Here is a 19,017-nt window from a genome sequence, read left to right as displayed (position 1 = left end):
TCTGGAAAGAAGGGATTATATGATTAAAATACTAATTGTGGATGATTCTGTTTTTTCACAGAAAATCACTGCCAATATTTTAAGAAAGCATGTAGAACAGTCAGAGATCTATTTTTCTGCTGACGGATGGGAGGGACTTAAGAAGTATCAGGAGCTGAAACCAGACTATGTTTTTGTGGATCTTCTGATGCCCGGACTGGATGGGCAGAGCCTGATTAAGCTGATTAAAGAATCTGATTCCACTGCAAATATTATTGTAGTTACCGCTGATGTTCAGAATCATGTCAGGGAAGAAATTGAAAATCTTCATATCATGTCATTTATTAATAAACCATTTACCGATGAAAAAGCCCAGATTATCTGCAATATAATGAAGGAGAAGGACAATGGGAAGCAATGATATGACACAGGATATACTAAAGGAGCTGTTTAACATCAGTGTTGGTCGTGCAGCTGGTATTTTATCCGATATTGTGGGACAAAAGATACATCTGAACGTACCTAATGTTAAAATTTTGAAAGCTTCTTCCGAATCCTATGCAATTGACGAGTATATTTCCATGAAGAAAAACGGTACACTTATGGTCTCCACACTTTCATTTAAAGAAAATTATACAGGAAAAGCAAGCCTTATTTTTTCAGCGGAAAAGATGAAAACATTTATCAGTCTCTGTCTGCAGGAAGAGCAAAGCGACAGTGACGATATGGATTTTAATGATGTTGATTTTGATATTATTAAAGAAATTGGCAATATTATATTAAACTGTATTATAGGAGAGACGGGTAATCTTTTAAATATCAGCTTTAAATATACGCTGCCAGAGGTCAGGCTTTTTAATGCCATGGAATTTAAGTATGACTATCTTAATACAGACAATGTATATGTGTTGATTTTATATATAACCTTTGTTATTGGGGATACAGAGATTGAAGGAGCAATTATTGTTGACTTATCCCTTCATTCAATCAATGATTTATTAACGAGGATTCACAAGCTAGAGGAATCACTATATGAATAAATTATTATATCAGGTACTGGACAACCTTAATGAGGGGATTGTTCTGTTAAATGAGGAACTGCAGATTATTTACTGGAATTATTATATGGAAGATATAACAAGTCTGAAACGGTATGACATTCTCAACCAGCCGATTGTGGATGTCCTGCCTAATTTAAGTATGAGATATTATCTGGATGCCTTTTATGATGTGATAGAGCAGGGAACGATCCGTTTCTTTTCCGGTGCAATCCATAAGCAGATGTTAAATAATTCCGATCATTTTAATCTGAAAATGAGCAGAATTGAAAATGAAGATAAACATTTTATACAGTTGGAATTTATGAATGTTACCAGCCAGTTTAATCAGATTAAGCAGTTAAAATCCTATGTAAATAAATTATGGGATACCAACAGGGAACTGAAGGAAAAGGAAAAGATAATACAAAAGCTGGCATATCATGATAAATTAACGGGCGCTGCAAACCGCAGTTTATTCTATGAAGTCTCCTCCAGCTTACTTCTCCAGGCCAAAAGGAATAAGACTCTTTTGGGGCTGATTTTTTGTGATGTCAATAAATTTAAATCCATTAATGATACCTACGGTCATGAATTTGGGGATAAGGTACTGATTCATATATCCCAGCTGCTTGAGAAGTCTGCACGAGAAAGTGATATGGTATGCCGGTATGGAGGAGATGAATTTGTTATTCTTCTGCCTGATATGAAAGATGTTGACAATTACAAAGTTGTTGCTTCCAGAATCGTTAAACTTACCAAAAAACCGGTGAAGATCCAGAATATAACCATCTCTCTGTCCATAAGCGGAGGAATCAGCTTTTATCCAATTGATGCAGAAACCATAGACCAGCTGCTTGTAAAAGCGGATGCCGCCATGTATACGGCAAAGCAGCAGAAGGGAACAGAAACATATTTTTACCGCATGGATTAAAAAAGGAAATCCGGTCACATCCCATCCTGTGAGCATATATTATACCGTATATATAAATCGTGAGGTATGATATGGATCAGTACACAACCAGACCGTCAGATGAAGTACAAGTAGGCTATGTGCGCGTCATGCACACAGTTCCCAATGCACCCAATGTTGACATATACGTGGACGATGAGATGATAATTGATAATCTTGCCTACGGAGATTTTACAAATTACTTACCCGTACAGGAGGGAACCTATAAAGTAACTCTTTATGTGACGGGAACTGAGGATAATCCGATTGTTGCTAATATGCTTCCTGTTGAGGCAAATGAAATGCTCACTGTAGCAGCAGTAGGAACTCCTGATAATATCAGCCTGCTTTCCATTACCGATGCTGGTAGTGACATCGTTCCTGGAACAGTCATGGTACGTTTTATACATCTTTCTCCGGATGCACCGGCTGTTGACATCACACTCCCGGATGGAACTGTGATCTTCCCGAATGTTGCATTTAAGCAGGTTACCCCTTATATCGCTGTAAATCCCTTTGAACTCACATTACAGGTCAGGCCGGCAGGGTCATCAGACATTGTGCTGGAAATTCCCAATATCCCCTTATCGGAGGGGTTTAATACAATTTATGCAGTCGGGTTGCTCCAGGGAGATCCTCAGCTGGAGGTTCTCTTGACAATGGATGAAATTTAAGGTATAACTTTGAATTAGTAAGGGAAAACAGATAACTCTTTGTGAGGCACACATCAGAGTTATCTGTTTTTTTAATAAATTGAAGAACAAAGGAGTTAGGAAAATGGTAAGAGACTTTCAGGCGGAAGATTTAAACCGGATCATGGAGTTATGGCTTGAAACAAACATACAGGCCCATGATTTTATTAAAAAAAACTATTGGCAGGATCACTTTGATGAAGTAATGGAGATACTCCCAAAGGCTTCTGTTTATGTGTATGAAGACAATGGAAGCATAGAAGGTTTTATTGGTCTGATGAACAATTACATTGCTGGTATTTTTATTTCGAAAGACAACCAGTCCAGGGGAATCGGAAGACAGCTGCTTCATCATGTAAAAGAAAATCACAATGAATTATCGTTAAAGGTGTATGAAAAAAATCAACGTGCGGTGAATTTTTATTTAAGAGAAGGTTTTCTTGTGACTGAAAAACAGGAGGACAGGGAAAACGGGGAAGTAGAGTATGAGATGGTCTGGAAGAGGACCTGTTGACAAAAACAGTCTGATACGTTAGAATGCAAGTATATACTTGCATATGGAGGAATCCGGATTGGATGAGACAAGTCAGAAAATCATTGATGCTGCCATGGAACTGATTAAAGAGAAGGGATATGTTGCTACTACCACGAAAGACATAGCAGGCCGGGCCGATATCAATGAATGTACCATATTTCGAAAATTTAAGGGAAAAAAAGAGATTGTTCTTTCAGGAATGGAGCAGGAAAAGTGGCGGGGAAATATATCGCCGGCCATTTTTCAAAATATAACCTGGCAGCTTCAACCGGATCTGGAGATGTTTATGCGCAACTATCTGGACCGTATCACGCCAGATTTTGTTAAATTATCTATTGGCCTGCGTGCGCCCCAGATTTACGAGGATACCAGACCTCAGATATTAAAAATACCAAAAGTATTTCTAGAGACCTTAATCCAGTATTTTGAGAAAATGCATGAAATGGGCAAACTGCCACTTCTGGATTACGAATGCCTGGCAATGACTGTTTTTTCCTCAACATTTGGTTTTACCTTTTTAAAAGCTTCTTTTGATGACCAGCTTACAACGGTCAGGCAGGAAGAATATATTAAAAACAGTGTGTCTTTGTTTGTGAAAGGGATTGAGCAGCGATGACAGATTAGATGGTATCATCATTAATTGGTGATGCCATTTATAATAAATAATGTGCAAGTGAGTACTTGCATAAAGAGGAGGTTCAGCCATGGAGATAACAGGTGCCCAGCTTTTTGTTAAAGCCTTAAGAAAGGAAGGAGTAGATATTCTGTTTGGATACCCTGGAGGTCAGGCAATTGACCTTTTTGATGCGTTGTATGGTCAGAGTGATATTGAGGTTATTTTACCCCGCCATGAACAGGGACTAATACACGCTGCAGATGGATATGCACGGTCATTAAAAAAGATCGGGGTCTGCCTGGTGACCAGCGGACCTGGTGCAACCAATCTGGTAACAGGCATAGCAACTGCCAATTATGACAGTGTTCCGCTTGTTTGTTTTACCGGACAGGTGCCCACCCACCTCATTGGTAATGATGCATTTCAGGAAGTTGATATCGTAGGTATCACAAGAAATATCTGTAAATATGCGGTGACAGTCCGAAGCAGGCAGGAACTTGGATCAATTATAAAAAAAGCATTTTATATTGCTGCTACCGGAAAACCCGGAGTGGTAGTGGTAGATATTCCAAAAGATATTCAGCAGGAATATGGCATTGACACGTATCCGAATACAGTGGAAATCAGGGGATATAAACCCAGTGTATCAGTCCATGAGGGACAGATTAAAAAAGCTCTGGCTGCGCTAAAACAGGCAGAAAAACCTCTGTTTCTGGCAGGGGGAGGTGTACTGGCAGCAGGAGCGGGGAAAGAAATGGAAAAGCTTGTGGATATTACCGGGATTCCGGTGGTGTCAACGATAATGGGGAAAGGTGCGATACCTACAAACCATCCACTTTACATAGGAAACATTGGTATCCATGCCAGTTATGCAGCCAATAAGGCGATCAGTGAATGCGATGTACTTTGTTCCATTGGAACAAGGTTTAACGATCGAATAACAGGAAAAGCGGGTACTTTTGCCAGTAAGGCAACACTGATTCATATTGATATAGATCCGGCTTCCATATCAAGGAATATCGCAGTTGATATCCCCATTGTGGCAGATGCAAAAAAAGCAATCTGTCGTCTGCTTCAAAAGACAGAGTCCAGTCATTGTGATGACTGGAAAAAACAGCTGGAAGAATTAAAAAAGTCGTATTCTCTTGCAATGAAGCAGACCGGTCTGACACCCCAGTTTATTATTGAAAAGATCAATAAAATGTTTGACAAACTTATTGTAGTGACGGACGTGGGGCAGAATCAGCTTTGGACGACACAGTTTCTGGAGTTAAATGAAGAGAAACAACTGCTGACATCAGGAGGTCTTGGAACTATGGGATATGGTCTCCCTGCCGCACTGGGAGCAAAGCTTGGCAATCCGGAGAAATACGTAGTCGCTGTCTGTGGAGATGGCGGGATTCAGATGAATATTCAGGAGCTGGCAACAGCAGTCGTACAGGAACTGCCGGTAATTGTCTGTGTTCTGAATAATGGCTATCTTGGTAATGTAAGGCAGTGGCAGCAGATGTTTTATAATAACCGGTATTCTTCCACCTGCCTGAAGTATAGAAAACGATGCAAAAAGGGCTGCACCGGTCCTGGAAAAACCTGCCCTGTCTATATTCCGGATTTTGTGAAGCTGGCGGAAAGTTATGGGGCACTCGGGATTCGTGTCACCAGCAGGGAAGAAGTTGAGGCAGCATTTAATCAAGCCGCTCAAAATGAATTTGCTCCTACATTAATAGAGTTTATTATTGAACCGGAAGAAAACGTTCTTCCCATTGTTCCGCCTGGAAGTCAGTTAAGTGAAATGATTATGGAATACTAAAAAGGAGATAAAAGTATGAAAAAAAGGTGGCTTTGTCTGTTTGTAGAAAATGAAGTGGGCGTACTGGCAAAAATTACCGGGCTTTTTTCTGCAAAAGCTTATAATCTTAACAGCCTTACGGTAGGGATTACACAGGATGAGACGGTGTCTCGGGTTACCATCAGCCTGTTTAGTAATGATCAGATATTCGAACAAATAAAAAAACAGTTAAACCGCATGGTGGAAGTGATTAAAGTAATCGATTATACGGATATTGACATTTACAGAAAAGAGATTATGTTTTTAAAAATATTGAAATGCACAGAACATGACCGCGCTTTCCTCTTTCAGTTTTCAGAAATATATGGAACCAGAATTCTTGATTTTAACAAAGACTGCGTATTGATGGAAAGCATAAAAGCGGAAGAAGAAAATAATATTATGCTGCAGTTATTATACAAAAAGCTGAATAATACGTTTGAAATAGTCAGAGGTGGAAGTGTAGCAGTGGAAGCCGTTTAGAAACCAGCTGACAAAAAACTTTGTGTCAGAATCTAATTGAATTATGATCTTCCCGTATACAAAATTACGGGAAACTGGTATGATAATAAAGACAAATCAGACAAGAAATGAATGGCACAAAGGATTCGTAAAATATTATGAAACAATTAACCATAGGAATACTGGCTCATGTCGATGCAGGTAAGACCACGCTGTCAGAAGGAATTCTTTATGCAAGCGGGAAGATCGGAAAGCCAGGAAGAGTTGACAATAAAAATACATTTTTAGACACCTACGAGCTGGAAAAAGCCAGAGGGATCACCATATTTTCCAAACAGGCAGTTTTTGAAATGGGAGATCTTAAAATCACCCTTTTAGATACTCCGGGGCATGTGGATTTCAGTGCGGAGATGGAGCGGACCCTTCGCGTGCTGGACTATGCCATACTGGTAATCAGCGGCGCAGACGGAGTACAGGGACACACCAGAACTTTATGGCGTCTTTTATCCATGTATCAGATCCCTGTTTACCTTTTTATTAATAAGATGGATCAGCCGGCCGCCGATCGGGACAGATTGATGAGAGAGGTCAAAAAGCAGCTTCATGACAGCTGTATCGATTTTTCTCTGAATGATACAGATGTGTTTTATGATCAGCTTGCCATGTGCAGCGAAAGCATGATGGATGAATATTTAGAGACCGGCCTGGTAAGCGGGGGCAGGATCCGGCAGGGAATTAAAAGCCGGACTGTATTTCCCTGCTTTTTCGGTTCTGCTCTGAAATTACAGGGAATAGAAGCACTGCTGAAAGGAATCAGCGATTATGCCCTGATTCCGGAGTATCCCAGAGAATTCGGAGCAAAAATATTTAAAATAACAAGAGATGACCAGGGAAACCGGCTGACGCACTTAAAGCTTACCGGCGGATCCCTCAGTGTAAAGAATACCCTGACCAACGGAGTCTGGGAGGAAAAAATCAACCAGATCCGCATCTATTCCGGAGAAAAATACGAGGCAGTGAATGAAGTTACTCCCGGCTGCATCTGTGCAGTAACCGGGCTTACCCAGACCAGACCAGGTGAGGGTCTGGGTTTTGAGGCAGCCTATGAATCACCGGTATTGGAACCGGTTCTGTCATATCAGATTGCATTACCGGAAGGCTGTGACCCAAGACAGATGCTTCCAAAACTCCGCCAGTTGGAAGAAGAGGAGCCGGAGCTTCATATTGTATGGGATGAACACGTACAGGAGATTCAGGCACAGATCATGGGGGAAATACAGATTGAGATATTAAAAACTCTGATTTCAGAGCGGTTTGGAGTGGAGGTATCCTTTGATACCGGAAGGATTGTGTACAAAGAGACCATTGAAAACCCTGTGGAAGGTGTGGGACATTTTGAACCCCTGAGACACTATGCAGAGGTTCATCTTTTGCTTGAACCTGGGGAACAAGGCAGTGGTATGGAATTTTGTTTCGCATGCAGTGAGGATCTGCTGGCCAAAAACTACCAGAAGCTTGTACTGACTCATCTGGAGGAAAAAAGTCATAAAGGCGTCCTCACCGGATCTGCAATTACAGATATGAGAATTACCCTTGTGTCGGGGAAAGCTCATCAAAAACATACAGAAGGCGGAGATTTCAGGGAAGCCACATACCGTGCGGTGCGACAGGGCTTAAAAGAAGCACAATCGGTACTGCTGGAGCCCTATTATGGTTTTACCCTGGAACTACCCGAAAATTTGGTTGGAAGAGCGATGACAGACATCGAAAAGATGTCTGGAACCTGTGAGATCACCCATGCAGACGGTGTAACCGCAGTTCTTACCGGCAGTGCTCCGGTATTTACCATGAGAAACTACCAGAAAGAGGTATCTGCATATTCCAGAGGTATGGGAAGGCTTTTTTGTACATTAAAAGGCTATGAGCCATGCCATAATCCGGAAGCTGTTATAAAGGAATCCGGTTATAATTCAGAAACCGATCCGTACAATCCCTCTGGGTCCGTATTCTGCTCCCATGGTGCTGGATTTGTAGTTCCCTGGGATCAGGTGAAAAACCACATGCATCTGGAACCATTTTTAAAACTGACCCAGTCAGCTGTGAATGAGGAGACAGGAGACAGCCATACAGCAAGCCGGGAAGCACCACTTATGAGTCTGGAAGAAATCGACCGGATTATTGAAAGCACCTTTTATGCAAACAGAGGGAAGCGGACAGAATGGAAGAGAAAACGGCCTGTGTATGAGATGCGGCGGGAACCTGTCTATCATGAACCAAGGCAGACAGAGCATCGGGAAGAATACCTTCTTGTAGATGGTTATAACATTGTATTTGCCTGGCCGGAACTTGCCGAACTGGCAAAAGATAATATGGCTGGTGCAAGAATGAAGCTTCTGGATCAGCTGTGTAATTATCAGGCGATCCGCAAATGCCGAATCATAGCCGTATTTGATGCATACCGGGTAAAAGAACACAGGGAAGAAATGATTGCCTATCACAATATCCATCTGGTATATACGAAAGAGGCACAGACAGCCGATCATTATATTGAAAGATTTGCTCATGATAACAATGGAAAATACCGGATCACGGTAGCTACCTCCGATGGTCTGCAGCAGATGATCGTAAGAGGTGCCGGATGTGCCCTGTTATCTGCCAGAGAATTAAAGATTGAGATGGAAGCGGCAAATAAGAGGGTGGCAGAAGATTTTCAGGAATCCAGACAAAGTCAGCGCAATTATCTGCTTGATTCTCTGTCAGATGAAACAAAAGAACAGTTAAAAGAAGCGGGTAAGAAAGAATCGTAATTGCACTGGCCCTTTCTGCAGATAAAAATGCATGGCTGCAGGAAGGACCCAATGGAATTTATTTTTATCGGCCTTTGGATGAGATAGAAAGTTCATATTGATCGCCCAGAATGCATACATCATCAGAAAAGATCGGTACCTCTGCCTTGTAGCAGATCCGCTGGATACACAAAAGAGCAGTACCCGGCAAGACTGCCAGCATCTCTGATTCTGCAAAGTCAGCAGATTTTGCAAAGATTTTGTCGTCAGCAGATTCGATCTCCAAATGATATTGCTGCTCCAAAAATTCATAGAGACCGTTGAATTTGTTTGTAAACTGCTCTATATTGGGAACCAGAGCATAGGGTAAGTAATCTTTAATGATGGCTATTGGTTTTTCATTAATCAGTTGAATCCTCTGTATTCTGGCTATTGGGGTACCTATAGGCTGATTAAGTTCCTTTCCCAGCCTTTCTGTGGCGTGAATAATATCAATATACATGCTTTTGGTTCGGACTTCAAATCCCCTGTTGCGAAGACATTCAGTGACTGAGGTGACTTTGTTTAAAGATTGAATAGCTCTGGAGTCCAGTACGATTGTACCCCTCCCCTGCCTGATTTCAACAAGACCTTCATCCTTCAGGATTTCCATGGCAGTTCTGATAGTAGTGCGGCTCACTTTGTATATCTTTTCAAGCTCTGGTTCTGTAGGAAGGAATTCTGAAACAGGATAGGTTCCATCTTTAATCTTCAATTTAATTAAATCATGAACAACCATATAAGCCGGAACTTTCCCCATAGTAAAGTAATTATGAAAATCATAGGGCAGCAATTGATTTTCATAATTCCTCCTTTCTTTTAACATATTCATTTAACTGACACTAATTATATCATATGTTTGATCTATAGGAAATAAATGTAAAAAAAATTAGTATATTAATTACTATTTTATGAATAAAAAGTAATTGATCCTATTTTAAAGGAGAATTTATGTGTATCAATAAGAAAAGAAAAAACGATGGTTGGCTCCATGCAAAAACGGCAGTTTCAGTGACAATTGCATGGAGAGAGTTCCGTCACTGAAATAATGCCGGTTTTGCCTTCTGACTTAAAAAATAGGAGGAAGCCAGCATGAAATATGTAAGTGCAAAAACAATTCTCCCCGAAGAACTGATCAGAGAATTGCAGCAGTATATTCAGGGAGAGTATCTCTATATCCCTGCTCCCTGTGAACAGAGAAAGCAATGGGGAGAGAAGACAGGGTACAGAAACGAGTTAAAACAGAGAAATAGTGAAATCAGAACCCAGTATCAAACGGGCAGTTCCATGGAAGTCCTGGCAATGCAATACTGTCTCTCACTTTCCGCAATCAGAAAAATTATATATGAGCAATAAATGGACGGGGCTGCGGTTGCAGCTCCGTTATTTTATATAGAATAATACAGAAACAAACGGTACATTGAATTCTTCAGATGACGCGGATACAATAACTTTAAAAGCCGTAAGGGGAGGGAATAAAAATGGATCCAACATATATGGGATATCAAGAACGAATCATAACGCCGGAAAAACCGGTACAGATGGCAGGATATGACGCACGGATTGACAACTGCTCAAGGGGAGTCATGAAGGATTTAAAGGCCCAGATTCTTGTAATTAAAAAAAACGAAGAACGATTCTGCCTTATAACAATCGACAGCCTGGGTTTTACCGTTGAGCTGACCAGTTTTTTAAGAATAAAGACAGCCGAGATTCTGCCAGTTAAAATGGAGCAGGTCATGATTTGTTTTTCCCATACACACGCTGCTCCCAATGCTGCAGTGGAAAAAGAATATTATGAGTTTGTGTGCCAGTCAATTCTTTCAGGGGTAAAGAAGGCGGATGAATCCATGGTACCTGTATACGCAGGATGGGGAATTGCGGAAAACACGGTTGGAATTAACCGAAGAGAGAGTGATCAGCCAATTGATCCACGGTTGGGAATCCTAAAGATATGCGAGGAGGATCAGGAAAAAATAAAAGTTCTTGTAGTCAGGGTAACTGCTCATTGTAATGTTCTAATGCCTGATAATTACCTGATTTCACCGGATTATTTTGGCGATGCAAGAGAAGCTCTGGAGAGAAGATATGGCTGTAATGTAATGATGGTGCAGGGGGCTTCCGGAGATGTAAGACCCAGATACCGCCAGGAAAATGCAGATTATCTGGAAATCCATCCAGCAGAGGAACATTTTATGAACAACAGTGCTCAGATGAAAGAGAGATCTGACGCACAGAGCCAGAAGGCATTGAAGAATATGGCGGAAGCCATCTGTGAATCCCTTCAACCGGTCGTATATCTGATAAAACCAGGGCCTGTCTCCAGAATATCCATGTTTTCGGTAAAGGAGTCTTTTTTTGCTGATGTTCCGGAATTGAAAAGGGCAGGGGAAATCGCAGCCGAGGCATGGGAAATGGGGAGAATTGATGGGAAAGGGTGGTTAATGGAAGTGGAGAGATTACAGAACAAGGGAGAGAAAAAGCAGAGGGCCGAGATTGAAATACAGTTTTTCGCAATCAATGACGGCTGCTTCTGCGGTGTTCCAAATGAAGCCATGTCTGATATTGCAGTTGAAATCTGGAAGAAAAGCAATAATCCCATGTTATTTTTCAATGGTTATACAAACGGATGCTCCAGTTATCTGCCGACAGCTGCTGAATATGACAAGGGTGGGTTTGAAGTTCTCTGGTCAAACCTCCTTTACTATCAGTACCATGGCAGAGTGATGCCCTTAAACCGGGATACTGCACACCGGCTGGAGGATGAGGTGGTAAAGGCATGGAAGGAGTATTAGGAGTCTGATCAGACAGCAACTGCAGACTTTTGAAGATTCTGTCTTCGTCTTAGCTGACCTTTTTTGTATTTTCTGACTCTCAGAATCAGATAAACACCAAACACAACCGTGTATACCAATACGGATAAAACATAGTTCACCTGATAGAGCATTTCCACACCAGAAGCCGGGTTCAGGGATTCCAGCATGCCGGGAATTAATAGCACCATCAAGTAAACGTAAAGGATGGCAAACCAGGGGTAGGAAAGTCGCTGTACATTTTTCCAAACCCTGGGTTTCATCTTTTTTCTCACAGCCTTAAAAGATGTGACCATTAAAACAATCATAATTAAAAAGAGCGGTACTGTCAGAATTAATGCCAGGATCTGTCGAAGATCCAGTTCTTCTGGGGTTTTGAAAACAGCTGCTATGTAATAGATCCCGTAAGCAAAGGAATGTGCTAATGTAATCAGGCAGGCGATAATGGACAAATAACCTCTGATGGGCATCAGCGCCCGTACTATCTTTCCTTTTGGATTTAAAGCGCCGATATACATAACGATGACGAATAGTGCAGTGGAGAAGGCACCTCTGTAAAAGACAGAAATGATATAGAGGTAGGTCCATTCCGGAAATACTTCGTATAGGTTTAGTTTCGTGTAACATACGATAAATCCGATGACTGCTACAGATAGTACATAGAATACTGACGGGTGTTTGCGGATGGCATTTTTGAAAAAGAATACAAATAGGATGGCTTCCAGTAACGCAATTAAGAAAATCATGTAAATGTGCCGTTTAACCTTTCTTGGTAGTGTTGGAGGTGGGGGGAGATGGTTGCATGAAGGTTAGCAAAAACTAACCATCACGAACTATATCATAGGAAATAATAGGGTGTCAAGATTGCTTTATGGCGTTTTTTTCTCAAAGTTTTGGTTGGAGGAGTTAATGATAAATAATTGCGTTTAAGGGAGAAGCGTGGTTAAGATTCTTGGACTATTTGTTTTAATAGTAGTATTATTAATACAGTAGATAAATGGTAAGAGACATGTTGTATCAAATTAATAAAATCTGATTAATTGATTGAATTATCTTACCATTTGTCATAAAATAGGAATAAGTGTTTGAAAACAATTGAAATCTAAATTAGTTACGGATTTTTTATTGTTATATTACGAATTGGAGATAAATGTTTATGGATAATTCCTACCAAATAGAAACAAATAATCAGGAAGCTGGTCAAGTTGAACTTGAGGTAGCTGGTATTGAAATGAGGATTGGCGCATTTATAATTGACCATTTAATAATAGTTGCGGTTTTACTGTATCCATCCATGTTATTTATGTTTAGCCATTTTCAAAGCGATCCTGCAAAAGCATGGACAAAGTTTCCCGTATTAATGTTAATGGCATTTTTAGTTTACTGTATAAAAGATATTATGAATGGGAAAAGCCTGGGAAAGCGTGCATTGGGATTGGCAGTAAGAAGTAATGTAGATACATCGGATATACCATCTCTTCCAAAGCTTTTATTGAGGAATATCCTTACGTTTGTATGGCCTATTGAATTTCTCGTTCTTGTATGCAGTGCGAAGAGAACGAAACTGGGCGACCAGATAGCCGGTACAAATGTTTACAGGGTATCTAAGAGACCCCCAATCGTTATTATTGTTGTCCCAGCCATTTTGACCATAGTAATATTCGCAACTTCACTTTTAATCGGAATATCATCAATAATTAAAAATGATGACTCTTATAAAATGGCAGTAAGCTACATAGAAGCAAGTCCCGAAGTTACAAATATAGTTGGAAACATTGAAGGTTATGGTTATATGCCTAAAGGAAGTCTTACTTATTCCGGAGATTACGGAAAAGCGCTTTACTCGATTAAGGTCATAGGCAGTGAGAACACTGCTTATGTTCATATAAAATTGGAAAAAGAGTTTAATAAAAATTGGGAAATAGTTAACCTGGATTACAGTAAATAAGAGGGAGTAATTTATGATAGAGATAAAACGAGCTTTATTAAAAGACGCAGAGGCAATAACAGAAATAAAGATAAAGGCTTTTAATAAAGAAATAAATACATACTTAGGTAGAAATGGAGGCCCTCCTGGTTATGATAAAGTAGAATCTGAGAACAAAATTATAGCTGATTTTATAGCGTACAAAATTGTCTTAGATAATAACATTATTGGTGGACTATTCTTAATTCCAATAGAAGGAAATAAAATGAGATTTGAGGATTTCGTAATTGATCCAATATATCAAGGGAATGGCTACGGATATAAAGTGATGCAGTTAATTGAGAAAATGCACCCGGACATTAAGGAGTGGAAATTATCAACACCAGTATTTAGTCTAGGAAATCAGCATTTATACACCAAGTTTGGTTATAGAGAAATTACAAGAAATGATGATGAGATAGAATATGTAAAACTAATGTAAAGTTTCCAAATATGTGGGGGATAAAGGATGATTCAAGGAATTGCTGTTTTCGGGCTGAATGGAGGGGGAAAATCAACACTAACACATGCGTTAGCAAAACAAACAGGTTATTTTGAGATGGATGTAGAAGATTATTATTTTCCTCAGCAAAGAGAATCAAGAAAATGGGCGTTAGAAAATAACAGTGTAATTCATACTGACCAGTCAGATGAATTGCCTTTTTCCAACCCTAGAACAAAGGGTGAAGTACAAACGGCAATGATGGAGAATATAAAGACTCATCCCAGGTTTATTATTTCAGGGGTTACAATGAATTGGAGTAATGAAATTCTTTCTCGCATTGATATCGCTTTCTGGGTTCAAACGCCACTTGAAGAAAGATTAAAGAGAATTCAATCGAGGGAAGAAAAAAGGTTCGGACCAAGAGTTCTTGATGGTGGTGATATGTTCGCACAGCAAATGGAATTCCGAGAAATAGTAATAAATCGCGATTTAAAGAAAGTTGAAGAATGTGCAGTGAAACTTGGTTGTCCTGTTATTGTAATTGATGGAACATTATCTGTGATGCATAATCTAGAGAAAATAATAGATAATATTAATGGTTAAAGATCTGACAGAAACACGATATAATTCTTGAATTTGGTATTTTAAGTGATCTCGATAATTTGTGGAGGTATGTTATATGCAATATGCAATAGAATTATATTATGATATAAAAACTGAACAGAAACTTTACCATTTGGCTAAACGAGTGGCGGATGAAAAACTAAGCTCAAAGTTTTTAGAATGGAAAACAAGACCACATCTAACATTAGCTTGCTTTAATAACGTGGAAGAAGAGAAATGTATAAAAAAATTAATGGAATTCGCTCAAAGTCATAAGCAATTACCTGTACATATTGGGTCAGTAGGGATGTTTAATGATACTAAAACTATTTTTGTATCACCTGTAATGAATAGTAGTATGTATCAATTTCAGCGGGAATTACACGAATATCTAAATGCTTTTGATAATAAAGGTTGGGAATGGTATTGTCCAGATCATTGGGTTCCACATTGTACTGTTGCTCTCACTGGTGAGGATGATGATAGTGCTTTTTATCATGCCAGTGATTTAATATTACATGAATTTGAAAAAATAAGTGGTGAGTTTGTTTCGATAGGATTAGTAAAAATAACATTTCCTGTGGAAGAAATTTATACAATTCAATTAGATAGATAAAGCATGTATTTTAGAATGTCAGATTCCTAAAGAGGTGTGATAATTATGACTGTGAATGAAATAAAGAAAAAACTCTCAAAAAAAGCTATTATCTTTAAGACTGGAGGGAAAAGGCCTACAGGTGAATTACTGGAAAGCTGGATTGGCAGTGTTCGCTGGCAGCGCGAAGGCGAAAATTCCCCTAAAGATAAAAGAGAAAATGATATGGTTCCCATGGCAACAATTTTCTTGAAGAATCTGCCCTTTATTCCCGCAGAATTGTATGGTACTGAACTTGTTACAATCTTCATGTCCAACGATGTTTGGGATAACCTCGTAGCAGAAGATTTGAGTCCATGGTTTTGCATTCGTACATATGGTTCATTAGAACAGCTAGTCCCTTGCAATTATCAAACTGATATCATAAAACCATTTCCTCTTACGCCTGATTTAGTGGAGAATGATTTTCCCTGTTGGGATGGTGGTGGAATTCCAGAAGATATTGAAGATATAATACTTCATTTAGAAACAACGGATGGAATCGAATATTTTGATGATATATGCGAAGAAATATATACAGGACACAAGATTGGTGGTTATCCTGCCTTTTGTCAGCCAGGTTTTTCTTTTGGTAATGGGTATGAGTTCGTCATGCAAATTTCTTCAGATGAGAAAGCTAAGTTCAATATTGTAGACAGTGGAAAGTTCTATTTTTTCTACAACACTCAATTGTCTGACTGGAAAGTATATTGTGACTTCTATTAATATTGCTTAATAATGAGATTATAGCCTTGCATTGGAGGAAATTATGACGATTGTATATTTTATACGACATGCCCAACCAGACCATACCTGGTCTGCTGATGACTGTACCAGACCTTTGACTTTAGAAGGTCAGCAGGATTCAAAAATTGTATATGAGTTTTTGAAAGATAAGAACGTAGATGTCTTTTACTGTAGTCCATATAAAAGAAGTGTTGAAACTATTAAGGATTCAGCGGCGTTTCACAAAAAAGAGATTACATTGGATGAACGGCTTCGTGAAAGAAAAAAAGGTACTGATGGTACCCTGAGGTGAGTTATATGGTAAATTTAAAAAATGAAATAGCAAAAGCAATTGGAATTTCAGTTCCCATTACAATACCTCATGTTGAGTATAAACTGTTGGATTCCACTAAGGCAGATGGATATACAAGACAATTGATTGAGTATGATTCTAACGGGGACAAAGTCATTGCTTTTCTATTAATTCCGGAAATAATTGACAAAAATCCGGCTATTCTCATTCATCACCAGCATAACAGAGAACATCATTTGGGAAAGAGTGAGGTTTGTGGTTTGGCCGGAAATCCTTTGCAAGCTTTTGGACCAGAATTGGCAAAAAAGGGATTTGTTGTGTTAGCTCCCGACTCGATATGTTTTGAGGAAAGACGTCAGGATCCACTAGCGGAGGGGTTTGACTTTTGGCAGCATTTTAATGAAATGTGCTATCGTATATTAAAAGGCGAATATTTGATGAAAAAAGTGCTGAATGATGCCATGAATGGGATAACATTGCTTTCTAATCTTACATATGTTAATAACAAAAAAATTGGCACACTGGGACATTCTTACGGAGGTAATACTGTCTTATTTCTTTCTGCGTTAGATGAACGAATCGCTTTTAGTTGTGCAAGTGGTAGTGCTTGTACTTATGAGAACCGCATGATAAATAATATTGGAATTGAAATGGCAAGCGTAATTCCGAACTTTCATGGTAAATATGATATATATGATTTGGTATCTTGCATTGCGCCAAGACAATTGCTTATTGTTTCTGCGGATGATGATAAATATTCAAAGGATGCGTCATATATCGTAGGAAAAGCCAGCCAAACCTATTTAGAATATGATGCTTTACAAAACCTGTATCACAAGAGATATCCAGGTGGCCATGAATTGACGAAAGAGCGATTCGATTTTATTATAGAGTGGATAGTTTCAAATGCGAAACATTTGTAGTATAAGTGAAACGAAGAATTAGATATTGCTCTATTTATAATTTTATAGGAGAACAAACTATGAATCAAATCAAAAATTATAATGCAAACAAATATGACAATGCTATATATTCTGAAATAGAAAATGGAATATATGAAGTAAAAGAAGATGATGAGATTTTTTATGTAACTTCACTCTCTTTTGTTCAAGAGCAGGAGTTTAATGAGGGTTCTAATGCAAGTAATATAACACAATATCCTTTGGAAGATGTACTTGATAAATTCTATTGCTACATTTCCGATTTTTACAATGATCTTAATACAATTGATTCCCTACAATGTTATCAGGAATTTGCAAGTCCAGATTTAACGGATATTAGAAACCTGCGTTCTTTAATAGGAAAACACGTATATAACATAGAAATTGATGGATACATAAAATTAATAATTGAATAAAATAAAGATGAATGATAATTATTTAAATGTGAAATACGGAGGAGCTTAATATGGCATGGGATCATGCAGAAATTTATTCTGACAATAGAAGGATAAGGAAAATTACAGGCAACAAAAAGGATTATATAGACTTGCTTCTGCTGGCCGACGAGCAGGAAAATATGATAGATAAATATCTTGAGCGTGGTGAAATGTTCGTTTTGGATGATGACGGTATAAAAGCTGAATGTGTGATTACAAAAGAAGGTGATGGTGTTTATGAACTTAAAAACATAGCTGTTTCACCTGATAGTCAACGAAAAGGTTATGGAAAAAGTCTGATAGAGTTCCTGTTTTCCGCTTATACGGATTGTAACACTATGTTTGTTGGGACAGGAGATGTTCCCTCTTCGCTTACTTTTTATAAAAAATGTGGTTTTACAGAATCACACCGAATAATAAAATTTTTTGTAGATAACTACGATCACCCAATGTTTGAAGATGGAAAACAACTGGTTGATATGGTTTATCTGAGGAGGGAGCGGTAAATGTTATCAGCCATTATAAACAGACGTAGTATACGTAATTATAAAAGAGTAGATGTACCCAGACACATGATAGAGGAAATTTTACAGTCAGGGATCCTTGCACCATCTTCTAAAAACCGACAGCCATGGAAATTCATTGTAGTAACTGGCAATGCTAAGAAGGATATGCTTGCAGCTATGGGTAAAGGATTAATGAGAGAGAAGGAGTTTCCGCTTCTTCCGGAAAGCGCACAGTATCTCAGTAGTGCAGAATATACTTTGAAAATTATGGAACAGGCGCCTGTTGTCATTTTTATTATCAATACGCTTGGATTAGATATTTATTCTTCTTTAAAACCGGAAGAACGTATTTACGAAATCTGTAATGCTCAGTCAATCGGTGCAGCAATCGAGAACATGGCGCTCACAGCTTCTGAACTTGGATTGGGTAGCTTATGGATTTGCGATACATATTTTGCATACAAGGAATTAAGCGATTGGCTAAATGTTGAAGGAGAGCTTATCGCTGCAATGACAGTAGGATATGCAGAGGAAGATCCTCATGCGAGACCCAGAAATAGGTTAGAGGATATTGTTGAATGGCGTGATTAAATCTGATTATAAAAATAAGGTGTTATTGCCAGAGTGCCAACATACTTTATCAGTGAGGGACTGGCAAAAAAAACTTGGGGTGATTCCTGCTGGAGTTATAAAGGGAGTGAACTCTC

Annotated in this window: 23 protein-coding genes; 21 read left to right on the top strand and 2 right to left on the bottom strand. The window is 38.9% G+C overall.

Going from position 1 to position 19,017, the window contains the following annotated elements; all coding sequences use genetic code 11:
• The first annotated feature begins 19 nt into the window (after positions 1 to 19).
• The 9 genes from ABS301_RS02165 to ABS301_RS02125 all read left to right on the top strand — a co-directional run bounded on the left by ABS301_RS02165 (position 20) and on the right by ABS301_RS02125 (position 8,908).
• Positions 20 to 400 (top strand): response regulator transcription factor, encoded by a 381-nt coding sequence (locus ABS301_RS02165; protein WP_349670623.1) that lies wholly within the window; start codon positions 20 to 22, stop codon positions 398 to 400.
• Positions 387 to 1,019, top strand: coding sequence for a chemotaxis protein CheC (locus ABS301_RS02160; RefSeq protein WP_349670622.1), 633 nt, complete (start codon positions 387 to 389; stop codon positions 1,017 to 1,019). Before ABS301_RS02165 ends, ABS301_RS02160 begins: the two co-directional genes overlap by 14 nt.
• Positions 1,012 to 1,950, top strand: a complete 939-nt coding sequence (locus ABS301_RS02155) for a GGDEF domain-containing protein (RefSeq protein ID WP_349670621.1) — start codon at positions 1,012 to 1,014, stop codon at positions 1,948 to 1,950. Before ABS301_RS02160 ends, ABS301_RS02155 begins: the two co-directional genes overlap by 8 nt.
• Before the next feature lie 71 nt (positions 1,951 to 2,021).
• Positions 2,022 to 2,642, top strand: coding sequence for a DUF4397 domain-containing protein (locus ABS301_RS02150; RefSeq protein WP_349670620.1), 621 nt, complete (start codon positions 2,022 to 2,024; stop codon positions 2,640 to 2,642).
• Positions 2,643 to 2,745: 103 nt separating this feature from the next.
• On the top strand, positions 2,746 to 3,174 hold the full coding sequence (locus tag ABS301_RS02145) for an N-acetyltransferase (protein WP_349670619.1): 429 nt from the start codon (positions 2,746 to 2,748) through the stop codon (positions 3,172 to 3,174).
• 58 nt (positions 3,175 to 3,232) lie between these two features.
• Positions 3,233 to 3,811: a TetR/AcrR family transcriptional regulator gene (locus tag ABS301_RS02140; protein WP_349670618.1), complete on the top strand. Its 579-nt coding sequence runs from the start codon at positions 3,233 to 3,235 to the stop codon at positions 3,809 to 3,811.
• 88 nt (positions 3,812 to 3,899) lie between these two features.
• The gene (gene ilvB / locus ABS301_RS02135; protein WP_349670617.1) at positions 3,900 to 5,621 is read left to right on the top strand and encodes a biosynthetic-type acetolactate synthase large subunit; all 1,722 of its coding nucleotides are present in this window, start codon (positions 3,900 to 3,902) and stop codon (positions 5,619 to 5,621) included.
• A 15-nt stretch (positions 5,622 to 5,636) separates the two neighbouring features.
• The gene (ilvN, locus tag ABS301_RS02130; protein WP_349670616.1) at positions 5,637 to 6,122 is read left to right on the top strand and encodes an acetolactate synthase small subunit; all 486 of its coding nucleotides are present in this window, start codon (positions 5,637 to 5,639) and stop codon (positions 6,120 to 6,122) included.
• A gap of 137 nt (positions 6,123 to 6,259) precedes the next feature.
• Positions 6,260 to 8,908: an NYN domain-containing protein gene (locus tag ABS301_RS02125; protein ID WP_349670615.1), complete on the top strand. Its 2,649-nt coding sequence runs from the start codon at positions 6,260 to 6,262 to the stop codon at positions 8,906 to 8,908.
• A 64-nt stretch (positions 8,909 to 8,972) separates the two neighbouring features.
• Here the strand turns inward: ABS301_RS02125 and ABS301_RS02120 are convergent, their stop codons facing one another.
• On the bottom strand, positions 8,973 to 9,758 hold the full coding sequence (locus ABS301_RS02120) for a GntR family transcriptional regulator (protein ID WP_349670614.1): 786 nt from the start codon (positions 9,756 to 9,758) through the stop codon (positions 8,973 to 8,975).
• Between the two features lie 260 nt (positions 9,759 to 10,018).
• Between ABS301_RS02120 and ABS301_RS02115 the strand changes: the two genes are divergently transcribed.
• Positions 10,019 to 10,282, top strand: coding sequence for a CD3324 family protein (locus tag ABS301_RS02115; RefSeq protein ID WP_349670613.1), 264 nt, complete (start codon positions 10,019 to 10,021; stop codon positions 10,280 to 10,282).
• A 125-nt stretch (positions 10,283 to 10,407) separates the two neighbouring features.
• A complete protein-coding gene (locus tag ABS301_RS02110) occupies positions 10,408 to 11,721 on the top strand; it encodes a hypothetical protein (RefSeq protein ID WP_349670612.1) in 1,314 nt (437 codons plus the stop codon).
• 8 nt (positions 11,722 to 11,729) lie between these two features.
• Here ABS301_RS02110 and ABS301_RS02105 read toward each other — a convergent pair whose 3' ends face one another.
• Positions 11,730 to 12,485: a ferric reductase-like transmembrane domain-containing protein gene (locus ABS301_RS02105; RefSeq protein WP_349670611.1), complete on the bottom strand. Its 756-nt coding sequence runs from the start codon at positions 12,483 to 12,485 to the stop codon at positions 11,730 to 11,732.
• Positions 12,486 to 12,895: 410 nt separating this feature from the next.
• On the opposite strand from ABS301_RS02105, the gene ABS301_RS02100 reads away from it, so the two are divergent.
• The 10 genes from ABS301_RS02100 (at position 12,896) to ABS301_RS02055 (ending at position 18,901) form a co-directional block, all read left to right on the top strand.
• Positions 12,896 to 13,687, top strand: a complete 792-nt coding sequence (locus ABS301_RS02100; RefSeq protein ID WP_349670610.1) for an RDD family protein — start codon at positions 12,896 to 12,898, stop codon at positions 13,685 to 13,687.
• Positions 13,688 to 13,700: 13 nt separating this feature from the next.
• Positions 13,701 to 14,147 (top strand): GNAT family N-acetyltransferase, encoded by a 447-nt coding sequence (locus ABS301_RS02095; protein ID WP_349670609.1) that lies wholly within the window; start codon positions 13,701 to 13,703, stop codon positions 14,145 to 14,147.
• Between the two features lie 27 nt (positions 14,148 to 14,174).
• Positions 14,175 to 14,753: an AAA family ATPase gene (locus ABS301_RS02090; protein WP_349670608.1), complete on the top strand. Its 579-nt coding sequence runs from the start codon at positions 14,175 to 14,177 to the stop codon at positions 14,751 to 14,753.
• Positions 14,754 to 14,829: 76 nt separating this feature from the next.
• On the top strand, positions 14,830 to 15,369 hold the full coding sequence (locus ABS301_RS02085) for a 2'-5' RNA ligase family protein (RefSeq protein WP_349670607.1): 540 nt from the start codon (positions 14,830 to 14,832) through the stop codon (positions 15,367 to 15,369).
• A 45-nt stretch (positions 15,370 to 15,414) separates the two neighbouring features.
• Positions 15,415 to 16,113 carry a DUF1963 domain-containing protein gene (locus tag ABS301_RS02080; protein WP_349670606.1) on the top strand — a complete coding sequence of 233 codons (699 nt, stop codon included), beginning with the start codon at positions 15,415 to 15,417 and terminating at the stop codon, positions 16,111 to 16,113.
• Between the two features lie 43 nt (positions 16,114 to 16,156).
• On the top strand, positions 16,157 to 16,426 hold the full coding sequence (locus ABS301_RS02075; protein WP_349670605.1) for a histidine phosphatase family protein: 270 nt from the start codon (positions 16,157 to 16,159) through the stop codon (positions 16,424 to 16,426).
• 5 nt (positions 16,427 to 16,431) lie between these two features.
• A complete protein-coding gene (locus ABS301_RS02070) occupies positions 16,432 to 17,349 on the top strand; it encodes an alpha/beta hydrolase family protein (RefSeq protein ID WP_349670604.1) in 918 nt (305 codons plus the stop codon).
• A gap of 59 nt (positions 17,350 to 17,408) precedes the next feature.
• Entirely contained in the window at positions 17,409 to 17,783 is a 375-nt protein-coding gene (locus ABS301_RS02065) for a hypothetical protein (protein WP_349670603.1), read from the top strand.
• Between the two features lie 50 nt (positions 17,784 to 17,833).
• The gene (locus ABS301_RS02060; RefSeq protein WP_349670602.1) at positions 17,834 to 18,310 is read left to right on the top strand and encodes a GNAT family N-acetyltransferase; all 477 of its coding nucleotides are present in this window, start codon (positions 17,834 to 17,836) and stop codon (positions 18,308 to 18,310) included.
• A complete protein-coding gene (locus tag ABS301_RS02055) occupies positions 18,311 to 18,901 on the top strand; it encodes a nitroreductase family protein (RefSeq protein WP_349670601.1) in 591 nt (196 codons plus the stop codon).
• Positions 18,902 to 19,017: the final 116 nt, after the last annotated feature.

The organism is Lacrimispora sp. (assembly GCF_031982545.1).
Classification (GTDB): Bacteria; Bacillota; Clostridia; order Lachnospirales; family Lachnospiraceae; genus Lacrimispora.
Note: the sequence above shows the minus strand (reverse complement) of the source record. Positions and strands in the feature narration are given on the sequence as shown.

Excerpts from the sequence above, each read along its gene's own strand:
- ilvN (WP_349670616.1), top strand. The coding sequence starts at position 5,637 with ATGAAAAAAAGGTGGCTTTGTCTGTTTGTAGAAAATGAAGTGGGCGTA.
- ABS301_RS02105 (WP_349670611.1), bottom strand. The coding sequence starts at position 12,485 with ATGATTTTCTTAATTGCGTTACTGGAAGCCATCCTATTTGTATTCTTT.
- ABS301_RS02095 (WP_349670609.1), top strand. The coding sequence starts at position 13,701 with ATGATAGAGATAAAACGAGCTTTATTAAAAGACGCAGAGGCAATAACA.
- ilvB (WP_349670617.1), top strand. The coding sequence starts at position 3,900 with ATGGAGATAACAGGTGCCCAGCTTTTTGTTAAAGCCTTAAGAAAGGAA.
- ABS301_RS02145 (WP_349670619.1), top strand. The coding sequence starts at position 2,746 with ATGGTAAGAGACTTTCAGGCGGAAGATTTAAACCGGATCATGGAGTTA.
- ABS301_RS02070 (WP_349670604.1), top strand. The coding sequence starts at position 16,432 with ATGGTAAATTTAAAAAATGAAATAGCAAAAGCAATTGGAATTTCAGTT.
- ABS301_RS02100 (WP_349670610.1), top strand. The coding sequence starts at position 12,896 with ATGGATAATTCCTACCAAATAGAAACAAATAATCAGGAAGCTGGTCAA.
- ABS301_RS02160 (WP_349670622.1), top strand. The coding sequence starts at position 387 with ATGGGAAGCAATGATATGACACAGGATATACTAAAGGAGCTGTTTAAC.
- ABS301_RS02075 (WP_349670605.1), top strand. The coding sequence starts at position 16,157 with ATGACGATTGTATATTTTATACGACATGCCCAACCAGACCATACCTGG.
- ABS301_RS02065 (WP_349670603.1), top strand. The coding sequence starts at position 17,409 with ATGAATCAAATCAAAAATTATAATGCAAACAAATATGACAATGCTATA.
- ABS301_RS02155 (WP_349670621.1), top strand. The coding sequence starts at position 1,012 with ATGAATAAATTATTATATCAGGTACTGGACAACCTTAATGAGGGGATT.
- ABS301_RS02085 (WP_349670607.1), top strand. The coding sequence starts at position 14,830 with ATGCAATATGCAATAGAATTATATTATGATATAAAAACTGAACAGAAA.
- ABS301_RS02120 (WP_349670614.1), bottom strand. The coding sequence starts at position 9,758 with ATGAATATGTTAAAAGAAAGGAGGAATTATGAAAATCAATTGCTGCCC.
- ABS301_RS02090 (WP_349670608.1), top strand. The coding sequence starts at position 14,175 with ATGATTCAAGGAATTGCTGTTTTCGGGCTGAATGGAGGGGGAAAATCA.
- ABS301_RS02060 (WP_349670602.1), top strand. The coding sequence starts at position 17,834 with ATGGCATGGGATCATGCAGAAATTTATTCTGACAATAGAAGGATAAGG.
- ABS301_RS02055 (WP_349670601.1), top strand. The coding sequence starts at position 18,311 with ATGTTATCAGCCATTATAAACAGACGTAGTATACGTAATTATAAAAGA.
- ABS301_RS02080 (WP_349670606.1), top strand. The coding sequence starts at position 15,415 with ATGACTGTGAATGAAATAAAGAAAAAACTCTCAAAAAAAGCTATTATC.
- ABS301_RS02125 (WP_349670615.1), top strand. The coding sequence starts at position 6,260 with ATGAAACAATTAACCATAGGAATACTGGCTCATGTCGATGCAGGTAAG.
- ABS301_RS02165 (WP_349670623.1), top strand. The coding sequence starts at position 20 with ATGATTAAAATACTAATTGTGGATGATTCTGTTTTTTCACAGAAAATC.
- ABS301_RS02150 (WP_349670620.1), top strand. The coding sequence starts at position 2,022 with ATGGATCAGTACACAACCAGACCGTCAGATGAAGTACAAGTAGGCTAT.
- ABS301_RS02115 (WP_349670613.1), top strand. The coding sequence starts at position 10,019 with ATGAAATATGTAAGTGCAAAAACAATTCTCCCCGAAGAACTGATCAGA.
- ABS301_RS02110 (WP_349670612.1), top strand. The coding sequence starts at position 10,408 with ATGGATCCAACATATATGGGATATCAAGAACGAATCATAACGCCGGAA.